This window comes from Luteibacter sp. (genome assembly GCF_009912395.1).
Lineage (GTDB): Bacteria > Pseudomonadota > Gammaproteobacteria > Xanthomonadales > Rhodanobacteraceae > Luteibacter.
On record NZ_WNDO01000025.1, the window covers coordinates 13,429 to 25,363 of the forward strand.

Genomic DNA, 11,935 nt, shown 5'->3' on the forward strand with positions numbered 1-11,935 from the left:
GCGCAAGCGCGCTCCTACAACAGCGGGGCACCATTGTGTGCACTGCAACATTTTGGCCGTAGGAACGTTTAAGGGCTTAAGCGTCCGAACGACGGTCACGCGAGCTATACCCACGTCGCCCTATGCTGATCGGATGATCCAGCCGCTCGATATTTTTCTTCGCCTTGCCGTCGCCGCCGCGCTTAGCGGCATCATCGGAGTCAACCGCGGTCGCCTGGAATGGACGGCGGGCCTGCGTACCCACATGCTGGTAGGCGTCGGCGCCGCGCTGGCGATCATCGTTTCCGCGTTCGGTTTCTCCGATGTGCTGGCGCAGGAACACGTCGTGCTCGATCCCTCGCGTATTGCCGCGCAGGTGATCAGCGGCATCGGCTTTCTCGGCGCCGGCACCATTCTTTTCGTCGAGCGTGACCAAATTGTTCGCGGCCTTACCACCGCGGCGAGCCTCTGGGCGGTGGCCTCCGTAGGCCTGGCAGCAGGCGGCGGACTTTATGTTGGCGCCGTCATCGCGACGGCCATCATCTGGGTGATCCTCGCCCTCCTGAAACCCCTGGAAAAAAGGCTCGTCGGAAGGAAAGCACGACGTCCGCGCATGATCGTCAAGCTGACGAGCCCGACCGCGCTAACCGATTGCGAGGATGCGTTGGCCAGGCACCCGATGCCAGTGACGAAGATCGTGCTGCGCAGGGAAGACACGGGACCCGACACCTTGTTCATCGCCTTTTCGCGTCCCGTCTCCGTTCGACAAATGGCCGCCTTGGGTGATGTGTTCCGACACATCGAAGGTGTTGGCTCCGTCGAGTACCGGCACGGTATCGATGACACTGAAGCCTTGCCGTCGAATACGGTCCGGTCAGGGTGACGGTAGGGTTGGCTGGGTCCTGACAGCGAGGTCGAGCCGGGGCGCGGGGAGGGTATTTCTCAAAAAGCCCGTTCGTGCCGACCGCCGAATAGCGGCAATCGCGCCCTATCGACGCGTGCCGGTTCGAACCAGCTATACGCCAATTCGGCAAGGACGTACGAATCGATCGATTCGAACAAGTCATATCTTGATGATTTTAATCGATAAATTGGCGAATTCCGATCTGATAGACAGAAACCTTTGAAACTTTCGAATTCACGTAATTCGTGACGGTTGTCGCAAGTTGTTGCTAGTGGAACTTTTCCAAGGTATAAGTTCGTCAAGAGCATGTGAGGGAACATGCTCTTTCTTTCGAAGCCGTCCGGTTGGGGAACATGGGCGGCTTCAAGTTGAATGTTCTGTTCTATCTGGGGAGTAAAAACCGAATGTTTTCGAACGAATCCTTCCGGGGACGCGTATGGCGTCGCTCGGCCCTGAGTCTCGCCCTTGGTATGAGCCTTGCCGGTATCGCAGGCGAGGCGATGGCTCAGCAAAGCACCGGCGCCATCTTCGGTACGGTTGCCAACGCTTCGCCTGGTTCGTCCGTGGTCGTCGAAAGCGTCGACAACGGCTCGAAGCGCGAACTGAAAGTGGATGCCGATGGGCGCTATCGCGCCTCGCAGCTCCAGGTCGGTAATTACCGCGTGACGTTGATGGACGGCGGCAAGGCCGTGTCCACCCGTGACAACGTGTCGGTGACCATCTCGGGCTCCACCGAAGTCGGCTTTGGTGGCACGACCCCGACTTCGGCCGCGCAGACGCTCGAAGGCGTTTCGGTCAATGCTTCCGCCCTCCCGCAGATCGACGTGTCGTCGGTCGATACGCGCTCCGTGTTCACCGCCGAGCAGCTGCAGAAGATTCCCGTGGGTACGAACGTCGCCGCGGCGGCATTGCTCGCACCAGGTGTGGTTGCCGGCGACTCGCGCTTCAACACCGACGGCAAGGCGCGTCTGGCTATCGGCGGTTCGGGTATTTCCGAGAACGCCTATCGCATCAACGGCTACAACGTCACCGACCCGCAGTCGAACGAGACGTTCTTCGAAATGCCGTTCTTCGCCATCGACCAGGCCCAGGTGCTGACCGGCGGTGCCGGCGCGCAGTTCGGCCAGAGCACGGGCGGCGTGGTCAACATCGTCGGCAAGCGCGGCACCAACGAATGGAAGGGCAGCGTTCGCATTGACTGGACGCCGGAATCGCTGCGTTCGGATCCCAAGAATCTCTACTTCGCCAAGGACCCGGAAGACGCCGGCTACGGTGACCTCGTGGGTTACAACCACGGCGGCGCCGGTATCGACCAGCGCTTCGGCTCGGATGGCAAGCTTCGCCAGTATCGCAAAAAGACCAAGAACACCGAGATCCTTTACAGCGTGCAGTTGAGCGGCCCGCTGATCAAGGACAAGTTGTTCATGTATGCGGCGGCCAGCTTCCAGAAGAACGATGGCCAGGAGGTTACGGGCCTGGCTTCGTACAGCCAGAACGGAAATCTTACCGCCGGCACGGCCAACAACCAGGCGTCCGGTTACCGCGACCGAACCGTCAAGGCGGTGAAGTGGTATACCAAGTTCGACTGGAATATCACCGATAACCATATCCTCGAACTGACGGGCATGGCCGACAACACGCGTCGCGACAACGACGTGTACGGTTGGTCGTATGCCTCGCTCAGCAAACTCGGTCGTCGTCCGGATCAGGACACCAACAGCAAGAACAACAACCGCCTGTACATCGCCAAGTACACCGGCTACATCACGGACGACTTCACGGTAAGCGCGTTGTATGGTCGCAGCCGTACGATCGATCCGAACCTGTCTATCGTTCCGAACATACCTTACGTCCGCGCCAACTCGGACAGCCCGGTCGTCAACCAGATTCACAACTACCTGTCCGACGCCAACCAGCGTCCTGCCTCCAATGGCGAGAACAAGTCGGATGGCTGGCGCATTGATCTCGAGTACCGTCTGGGCGATCACGACCTGAAGGGTGGTGTCGATCATCAGACGATGAAGACCAAGACCGGCCAGGCGTCAGCCAACCTCGCCGCTTTCGGTGGTGAGTATCTGTACACGGCCGATCCGACGAAGACCTACGCGCAGGGCATCGTCCAGCAGACGCGCCTCGCCAACGGCGGTAACTACAAGCTCAAGCTGAAGTCGTATTACCTGGAAGACAGCTGGCAGGTCGCAGATCGCTGGCTGGCTTACATCGGCGTGCGTAACGAATCCTTCGAAAACTACAACAGCTTCGACAAGGTCTTCCTGTCGAAGAAGAACCAGTGGGCGCCACGACTGGGCGTGTCCTGGGACGTGAATGGCGACTCCAGTTTCAAGGTCTACGCCAACGCCGGCCGTTACTATCTGGCCCTCCCGACCGGCGTTGCCGTTCGTGGTGCCGGTGGTTCGCTGTTCACCACGCAGAACTTCGCCTTCAACGGCATCGATCCAACGAACGACCTGCCGCTCAATCTCGTCGCGCTGGGTCCGGTGGAATCGGCCAACTCGGAGTTCGGCCAGTCGCGCGATCCGTCCACGGCTCGTATCAAGGGTCTTCGCTCGCACTACCAGGATGAATACATCCTCGGTATGGACAAGCAGATCAACGACCAGTTCACGGTCGGTGCCCGTGCCATCTACCGTGACCTGAAGTCCCAGGTGGATGACACTTCGGATCCGCGTCCGGTCTGCAAGTACATGGCCGCGCACTACAGCGATTACTCCAGCGTCCAGGACTGCCTCAACAACTTCAACTACCAGGGTGTGATCTTCAATCCGGGCCGTGGTGCGGAGTTCAACGTCAACATCGCCGACTCCGGTCAGCCGGTGAATCTGCGTAGCATCAAGCTGTCCAAGGAAGACCTGGGCATGCCGGATCCGAAGCGCAAGTACCTGTCGCTCAACGTGTACGCCGAGCATCCGTTCTCCAATAACTGGTACGGCCGTCTCGAATACACCTGGTCGCATAGCTACGGCAACACCGAGGGCCAGGTGAAGTCCGACATCGCGCAGCAGGACGTCGCCGCTTCGCAGGATTGGGATTACCCCGAATTCATGCAGTATGCGAACGGCAACCTGCCGAACGATCGTCGCCACCAGATCCGTGGCTTCGGCTATTACCAGCTGAACCCGGAATGGATGCTCAGCGCGACGGCCACTGCCAACTCCGGTCGCCCGAAGAGCTGCATCGGCGCATGGTTCCGTGATGCGAATGGCGTGTTCACCGATCCCTCCCAGGGTTACATGCTGCGTGCGACGGCTGGTGGCGCCTACCATGTTTGCTACGGTACGCCGTCGCCGCGTGGTGCGAAGGGCAACCTGCCGTGGTCGTACTCTCTCGACCTCGGCGTGACCTGGAGCCCGGCCTTTGCCGACCACAAGCTCGCCTTCACCGCTACCGTCTTCAACGTCTTCAATACGCAGAAGGTCACGGTGTATGAAGAGCGCGCGATGGGTGGTCCGGTGGACGATGGCAGCCATAACAAGGCGGGCATCCCGAACGGCGGCAACCCCTTGGCGATCTACAAGCGTGCGGTCGATTACTCGGCTCCGCGTGCGGTTCGCTTCTCGGTGCAGTACGACTTCTAAGTAGCCCGAACTCCGCTGTAAAAACCAAGAAACTGAGCGCAAATCCCCTGATTACCGTCCTCGGCCACGCATGGGCCGAGGGCGGTTTTTTTATCCGACAATCACTTACAGGTCAAAGGAGCGGGATCGCATGCGGTGAGACGGCAATGGCGTACATTTGTACGATGCCCGATCCGATCCCCATGACCAAGGTCCACAAAGGCCGCGGCGCCGTCTCCAACCCGGAAGGCCGCTTCGAATCCACGCGCCGGCAGGCCGAGGACGATGGCTGGTATCGCGACGACGACGAACACCGGCCGGCCACCGAGGTGCGCGAGGAACTGGCTCGCAGCGTCATCTCCCGCAACGAGTCCCCGGACATCGGTTTCGACCAGGCGCTTAACCCGTATCGGGGGTGCGAGCATGGGTGCATCTACTGCTACGCCCGGCCGTCGCACGCCTACCTCAACTTATCCCCAGGCCTGGATTTCGAAACCAAGCTCTTCGCCAAGACCAACCTGGCGGAAACCCTTCGCAGTGAACTGTCGAAGAAAAACTACATCTGCAAGCCGATCAACATCGGCAGCAACACCGATCCGTACCAGCCCATCGAGAAGACATGGCGCCTTACGCGGGCGGCGCTGGCGCTGCTCAATGAATGCCACCATCCCTGCACCATCGTTACTAAGAACGCATTGATCGAGCGGGATATCGATATCCTTGCGCCAATGGCCGAGCGCCACCTGGTTCAGGTGTTCATTTCCATCAACTCGCTCGACAACAAGCTGGCGTCGAAGCTGGAGCCACGAGCGAGCGCACCGCATCGTCGGATGCAAGCCGTAAAGACACTTCGTGACGCAGGTATTCCCGTCGGCGTGCTCGTCGCGCCAATCATCCCGGCGCTTAACGAAAAGGATCTCGAAGCCATCATCGAGCGAGCCGCAGCCAACGGTGCCAATTCCATCGGCTACACCTGCGTGCGTCTACCCCATGAGCTCAAGCAGCTGTTCCGTGAATGGCTGGAACAACATTTCCCCGATCGCGCCACGCACGTCATGAGCCTCATCCAGCAAATGAACGGCGGTAAGGACTACGACAGTAACTTCGCGACACGCATGCGAGGGCAGGGTATTTTCGCGGATGTCATTCGCAAACGCGTGCAAGTAGCGTGTCGAAAGGTCGGCTTGCACCGTGCCTGGGACACGTGGCTGGATACGGGGCAGTTCGTGCCACCGCGTATGCATTCGCCACAAGGCGAGTTGTTCTAGGATGCCGGCTGGCGACGGAGACAGAGCCTCCGGATCGACGATCCGAAGGCTCCGTCCTTGGCTCGTCAGTAGTGGGTCACCATGACGACGACGGCACCGTTAGGGCAGGCGCCGAGGTCCTTGGGTCCATCGATGATGGCACCCTTGTAGATTTCCCCCACGAAATCCTTGATTTCGCAGGTAGCGGCGAAGCTTTCCATCCAGTTGCACTTATAGGTGCCACCGGTATCCTTCAGCCTGTCCTTCCGGCAAAAGTGCGTGTAAGGACCGGCGAGTGCGACGGCAGGGAAGGGCGTGTCGCTCTTGACGCCATGAAGCACGTTCGTATCCAGCGACTGCTGGACATCTTGCGCCATGACATTGCCAGCGAACATCAGGAACATCGAACAGGCAGCGACCTTGATCGGATTGATCTTCACGGTTTTCTCCTTAGTGATTGAAGTTTTGAGCTCTACTCACTGCAATGGCTATCGATAGCCTTCCTACGTTCTCCTCACATCTGTCGCCCGCACTTACCCGAGCAGCGCACGATGGCGATGCTCCACGAGCAACAAATTCGCATGGCCTTGAAAAGAGATGACCCCTTGGTTCGCCATCGCACTCCTTTTCGGCCTTGTTTCTTCCCCGGATGCATTCACTGTGGTGAATGCGCACGATCGCTCCCGCCCAATGAATGGTTATGGGTCGGAGTCGGTGTACTTACCCGAAAGCGTGACGCACTGCCTGCTGGCGGGTCTTAGCGCTTTGGCCGACGAGCGCGTCGGCGTTCTGGAGGCCCGATCTTTCATTCGTCGAATGAAGGGATCGTGAAATTACGATGCTTCCTTGCGATAGCGTGCATCGAATCGTGCGTCTAACCGGCAATATCTTTGGAACGTTTGTGAAGTTATGCCGTAAACGTGCATCAGGGCACGCTGTGATGGCGAAAACGCAGCGTGTTAACCGTCAACACCGCAAGCAAGGGGATCGCCCATGCGTAGACATACTGGGTAAGCGTCACGCCGATACCGAAAGGAAACCAGATGGTCGGTATGCCGATAGAACCCAGTTCCCCGGTGTACTGCGACACCAGGATGGACAGCATCGTCACCATGGCCATCCCTCGCATGGGGCCGTGGCGGACGATCCGCAGGGCGATCCATACAAGCAACGCCAACATCCCAAATCGGAAGACGTGGGTCATCGTGGCGACCCGTAGCACGCCAGCCAGCACGCCAAGGGCGGTCAGAAACAGTGCGCCGATATCGATCGCCGGCGATCGACGCGGCGTCCATCGATTCCAGGTCCATGTCCATGCGCATAGGCTCAGGGGCATCCACAGGACGTTGTTCAGCCATACATAGGTGGGAAGGCTGAGCAGGTCGGTCCAGGAGACGATGGCGTTGTCGAGGCGTTTCACCGCCGACAGGGCGAGGGCCACGCAGAGGAAGACGATAAAGCGAGGCTGGCTGCTGCGGGATCGGATGCCGAGCGCAAGGCCGATAAGGGCGAACATCGCCAGTGGCTCGACGACCTCGACGATGTAGCCCGCGATCGTCCGCCACCATTGGACGCGGTAAAGCGCCTCGCTTTGTGGACGAGGTGCCAGCGTGGGTGCGACATGCACGCCGCCGCTATTGGGCGCGGCATCGCTTCCCGGTTGCATGAAGGCGCGGATGGCCAGCACGCCCCGTGTACCGGTAGCATCGGAAGGTAGTGGGAAGATCAGCGGACGGGTGCCGACGACCCGCGGCGACGAGCCTATCTGGCCGGAGCCACCCAGGCGCGTCCCATTCCAGTACAGCTCGTAACCGTCTTCGACAGCGGTCGGCCCCAGGATGTCCCATGCGCGATCGCCGGCAGGCACCGTCACGTCGCGCCGATACCAGGCATAACCCTGGTAGCCGGGATGTCCATGCGCCATCCAGCCATCGACATAATTGGGCAGGCCGACATCGCCATCGATACTTGTGGCCGGTGCGCTGAGGTCGATCGTTTCCCAGGCGCTGTCGTCCATGTTCTGCGCGGCCCATCGCGGATCGTCACCCGGATGAAAGCGCCACGGGCCGTTCACCAGGGGAGCGACGGCGCGAAGCGCGGCGGGATCAGGGCGGCCGCCGATCGCCAGGACCACCACGGTGCCAACGAAGGCCAAGGACGTGAACGCGGCAATCCACGTCATGTAAAGGCGAGGCGGGGTCTCCACGGGGGATCCTGTCGATGTCGACATCTGGGCTCTCCGGAACGATCAGCACATGATGTACTACATCCCACCCATCGCGTCAGCTGCGCGACACTTGTTGGACGAACGGCGTCATGGCAGTGTTCGCTCACCCATGCAGCGGACTCATCGATGACCGGCAATCTCGATCTCGTAGGCGATATCGCCAGGGACATCGTGCAGTCCGATGAACTGAAAGACATCGACTGGGTGGAAATCACCCTGGTGGCCCAGGTGGACGATGACGGCATCACCGGTCTGTTTGGCTACATCTACGACGAGCAAGGCGAATCCACGCCCGAGTTTCCCGACATGGACGCGATCGACGGGTCGGTCTGTGCCTATCGACGTTGGTTACGCAAGGAAGGCGACGAAGGATTCAGCACCATGCTGTTCCAGTTCAATCGGATCACCCGTCGCTTCAATGTGGATTTCGTCTACGGTGAAACCACGCGCTGGCGAGTCACCCCCACCAATATCGATACCATCGCCGACGAGCTACGACCGCGCCTCCACGAGGCACACGACGCCTAGGGCGACGGCGGTCCGTTGATCGCCCATTGGGCCGCGAAGGCGCGCTGGTAGGCCGGTCGTGCTTCTCCTCGCGAAACGTAGGCGTCGAGTGCCGGGAACTGGGCCAGGATGCCCGATGGCCGCAATCGGAGCAGCACCGACACCATCGTCAGGTCACCCGCGCTGAACGCACCGTCCAGCCATTCCGCGTCGCCCAGTCGCATCGTGAGTTGGTCAAGCCGGTGCCGAATGCGCGCGACGACGAGGGGAAGGCGATCCTGCGCCCAGGGCTTGTCGCCCTCGATGATCTTCACGCAAGTGAGATCCAGGATCGGCGGCTCGACAGTGTTGAGCGCGGCGAACATCCAGGCCGTCCCCCGGGCCCGGGCGTTGGCGTCCACGGGAAGAAGCCCGGGATGGTGCTGTGCGAGATGAAGGATGATCGCGCCCGATTCGAAGAGCACGAGATCGCCTTCCTCGTAGGTGGGTATCTGACCGAAGGGATGCAGCGCCAGGTGAGCGGGCTCCTTCATGGCTTCAAAGGACAGCAGGCGTGTCTGGTAGACAAGCCCTGTTTCCTCAAGGGCCCAGCGCACCCGCGTATCCCGGGCGAGTCCCTTGCCGCCATCGGGCGACCTGTTGAACGCGGTGATGGTGATGGTCACGGTAGGGCTCCTCGTGTCGAACGGCTGGCGATCAGACGGGAAGGCGGAGCAGGGGAATCATTCGCCCTGGAATGACGGAGGATTCCTTCTCCCGGAGGTGTTCGGCACCCAGGGACTCATAGAAGGATACGGCATGCGGATCCGCCTCGATGATGAAATGGTGGATGCCTCGGGCAGCAGCTTCACGGCGTACTTCGTGCCATAAGACTTTGGCGATGCCGCGGCCCATGTGGTCCGGGTGGACGAAGAGCCAGCCGGCCGTCGGCTCGTTCGAGGTTTGCGGCGTGCGCGACCAGAAGCCGACGATCGCCCCATCGATGTCCGCGACATAGGCAATCGAACGGTCGATGATCTCAGGTGTGACCGTGAGATCGTCCCGCCATAGATTGATCCATGCCTGTGGATAACCCCAATGAGCCTTGGAAAGAAAGGCCAGGCGGGTCAGCACATCGGCATCCGTTCGTATCGCCGGGCGAATTCGATAGGACGAGTGCACTCGGATACCTCCTCTGGTCGTTGCGAACGTCCACGCTCAAGTGATTGGCAGCGTCATCGTCGCCAACCGCTCCAGCGGTGTATTGTCGCCAGATCGAGGTGTAACACCAAGTACAGGCGAAGGACGTGCAATGGCACCGAATGATCGTCGGGCTCCGGTCCGCAAACTTTTCTGGAACGACGCGTATCTCACGAGCATTCGAACGCGCGTCACCCATGCATCCGACCACAGCGTATGCCTGGAGGATACGATTTTCTTCGCGTTTTCCGGTGGTCAGGAGAGCGATGCAGGCACCATCGGCGGGATACCCGTCGTCGAGGCCGCCAAGGACGGCCTCGATATCGTCTATACACTTCCATCGGGGCATGGACTGTCGGCAGGCGATGACGTCGACGTGGTCATCGATTGGGAGCGTCGCTATGGATTGATGCGGCATCACTTTGCCGCCGAGATGGTGCTGCAGTTGGTCTATCGACATCGACCGGGCATTGCGCGGGTCGGCGCGCATATTTCACCGAACAAGGCGCGGATCGACTTCGCCTCCGCCGAAAATATCGCGGCGATCTTCGACGCGATCCAGGAGGAGGTCGCCGCGTTGGTCGCGGCGGCCTCGCCCATCATCACGGCCTATAGCGACGAGGCATCGCAGCGTCGCTACTGGGCGGTGGAAGGCTTTGCACACATGGCATGCGGTGGCACGCATCCGAAGACCACGGCGGAGATCGGCACCGTTCACCTGAAGCGGAAGAACCAGGGCAAGGGCGTTGAGCGGATAGAGATAACCCTCACCGCTCCGTCACCAGGCTGAAAGCGGATAGATCAGGGTAGCCTGGTGAAGTAATGTGTCTTGAGGGTAGGGCGTCCATCGCCGCCGTAGGCGGTGACGCTTTCACTCAGGTGTTTGCCGTCCGCGGCGACCGTGTAGACCCGCGTGGACGCGGGGCCACCGTTCTTGCCCAGCACCACCACGAGTACATCGGGCCGTGGACGCGACATGGCGGCGATATCGGCTTCGGGGCTGCCCTTTACGGGGATGGGTGTTCCGTCTAGGGAGGCGGCGCCGACCGAATGCACTTCGTTGCCGGGGGCATAGACGATATCTACGGCCATGGATACGCGGTCGCCCTGCGCACCGGCGAACGTGATATCGACCTGCTTCGGCCGTGCATCCGGTGGCATCGGAAGGCGCGATGTATCGAGCGCCCAGCGGCCGAACAAGGGATCGGTGGACGTCGGCGTGGCACCGGCGGCCGTGCAGGCGAGTGTAGCGATGGCGCAGGCAAGGACAGGCAACGCTTTCATGCGGGCGACTCCTCTCGATCCGCTTCTGATCGGCATTGAGCTTGCCACAAGCCGCTAGTCCCCGGCGCGACCGGACGAACGAAGTTGCTTCACACCCGTGCCCAGCTTGCGACGTAACAGGTTACGTAGCGTTCCCGTGTTGCTGTAGCCCACTTCGTTGGCCACGGCATCCATGCGCATACCCTCGGCGACAAGTTCCTGTGCGCGTTCGAGACGAAGATCCTGAAAAAACGCCAGCGGGGACTTGCCGAGCACATCTTCCGTGCGTCGCTGCAGCGTGCGTCCATGCACGTGCAATGCCTTCGCCGCCTCGGTCAGGGAGAAGCCCCGGGCCAGGTTGGCACGTGCCCAGCGATCGAACTTCGCGACGAGGGGATCTGCGTTTGCCAGGTGATCGGGGATGACATACCGGGCCTGCGATGCACGCCGATCGATCAGCATGAAGCGGGCGACCTTCTCGGCCAGGTCCGGACTCGCTTGGCGAACCAGCCACAGGGCAAGGTCCAGGTGTCCCATCATCGAGCCGGCCGTCACGATCTTTCCCGACGGCACGATCATGCGCGTGTGATCGAGGGAAACCTGTGGATATCTTTGCCGGAACATCGGCGACAGCGACCAGGTGGTCGTGGCCTCGCGCCCATCGAGCAGACTGGCTTCCGCTAGCAGAAAGGTGCCGATGCACGCGGCCGAGATACCCGCACCCCTGGCATGCCACGAGCGAAGCAGCTCACCGGCGGCGATCACATCCCGGCGCGCGAGGGTATCCAACACAGCCCCCGGCAGCTTGGCGTTGATGGCGGGTACGACGACCCAGTGGGGACGCGTGTCTGGCTCCGCACCGCTTACGGACAGGGAAAAGCCAAGGCCGGTGCGCAGGCGTTTACGCACGCCGACGAGGCTCACCTTGAAAGGTGCGACGCGCATGCCTTTCAGGCGTGCGAGTTCATTGGCCATCTCGAACGTGTCCAGCAGCGCGGTCAGGCCGGTATCGAAGACGCCATCGAGGGCAAGTACGCTGATCTTCATGTCGCAA

Annotated in this window: 11 protein-coding genes; 5 read left to right on the top strand and 6 right to left on the bottom strand. The window is 60.8% G+C overall.

All coding sequences use genetic code 11. The features are described 5' to 3' along the window. The first annotated feature begins 133 nt into the window (after positions 1-133). The 3 genes from GAK28_RS19085 to GAK28_RS19095 all read left to right on the top strand — a co-directional run bounded on the left by GAK28_RS19085 (position 134) and on the right by GAK28_RS19095 (position 5,726). On the top strand, positions 134-862 hold the full coding sequence (locus GAK28_RS19085) for an MgtC/SapB family protein (protein WP_291783072.1): 729 nt from the start codon (positions 134-136) through the stop codon (positions 860-862). A 425-nt stretch (positions 863-1,287) separates the two neighbouring features. Then, on the top strand, positions 1,288-4,479 hold the full coding sequence (locus GAK28_RS19090) for a TonB-dependent receptor (protein ID WP_291783076.1): 3,192 nt from the start codon (positions 1,288-1,290) through the stop codon (positions 4,477-4,479). Between the two features lie 182 nt (positions 4,480-4,661). Beyond that, complete coding sequence (locus GAK28_RS19095; RefSeq protein ID WP_291783079.1) at positions 4,662-5,726, top strand: PA0069 family radical SAM protein; 1,065 nt, start codon at positions 4,662-4,664, stop codon at positions 5,724-5,726. Positions 5,727-5,791: 65 nt separating this feature from the next. Here the strand turns inward: GAK28_RS19095 and GAK28_RS19100 are convergent, their stop codons facing one another. Both GAK28_RS19100 and GAK28_RS19105 read right to left on the bottom strand, forming a co-directional pair. Continuing rightward, the gene (locus tag GAK28_RS19100) at positions 5,792-6,145 is read right to left on the bottom strand and encodes a hypothetical protein (protein WP_291783081.1); all 354 of its coding nucleotides are present in this window, start codon (positions 6,143-6,145) and stop codon (positions 5,792-5,794) included. A gap of 485 nt (positions 6,146-6,630) precedes the next feature. Further along, complete coding sequence (locus tag GAK28_RS19105; protein WP_291783084.1) at positions 6,631-7,911, bottom strand: glycoside hydrolase family 2; 1,281 nt, start codon at positions 7,909-7,911, stop codon at positions 6,631-6,633. Between the two features lie 147 nt (positions 7,912-8,058). Here GAK28_RS19105 and GAK28_RS19110 point away from each other — a divergent pair, with 147 nt between their 5' ends. After that, positions 8,059-8,460 carry a hypothetical protein gene (locus GAK28_RS19110; protein WP_291783087.1) on the top strand — a complete coding sequence of 134 codons (402 nt, stop codon included), beginning with the start codon at positions 8,059-8,061 and terminating at the stop codon, positions 8,458-8,460. Here the strand turns inward: GAK28_RS19110 and GAK28_RS19115 are convergent. Next, positions 8,457-9,104 (bottom strand): glutathione S-transferase family protein, encoded by a 648-nt coding sequence (locus GAK28_RS19115; RefSeq protein ID WP_291783089.1) that lies wholly within the window; start codon positions 9,102-9,104, stop codon positions 8,457-8,459. The genes GAK28_RS19110 and GAK28_RS19115 overlap by 4 nt on opposite strands. A gap of 31 nt (positions 9,105-9,135) precedes the next feature. Then, positions 9,136-9,600 carry a GNAT family N-acetyltransferase gene (locus tag GAK28_RS19120; RefSeq protein ID WP_291783092.1) on the bottom strand — a complete coding sequence of 155 codons (465 nt, stop codon included), beginning with the start codon at positions 9,598-9,600 and terminating at the stop codon, positions 9,136-9,138. A gap of 40 nt (positions 9,601-9,640) precedes the next feature. Here GAK28_RS19120 and GAK28_RS19125 point away from each other — a divergent pair, with 40 nt between their 5' ends. Continuing rightward, entirely contained in the window at positions 9,641-10,408 is a 768-nt protein-coding gene (locus GAK28_RS19125; protein ID WP_291783095.1) for an alanyl-tRNA editing protein, read from the top strand. Between the two features lie 11 nt (positions 10,409-10,419). Here GAK28_RS19125 and GAK28_RS19130 read toward each other — a convergent pair whose 3' ends face one another. After that, entirely contained in the window at positions 10,420-10,902 is a 483-nt protein-coding gene (locus GAK28_RS19130) for a hypothetical protein (protein ID WP_291783099.1), read from the bottom strand. A gap of 54 nt (positions 10,903-10,956) precedes the next feature. Next, on the bottom strand, positions 10,957-11,928 hold the full coding sequence (locus tag GAK28_RS19135; RefSeq protein WP_291783102.1) for a helix-turn-helix domain-containing protein: 972 nt from the start codon (positions 11,926-11,928) through the stop codon (positions 10,957-10,959). Positions 11,929-11,935: the final 7 nt, after the last annotated feature.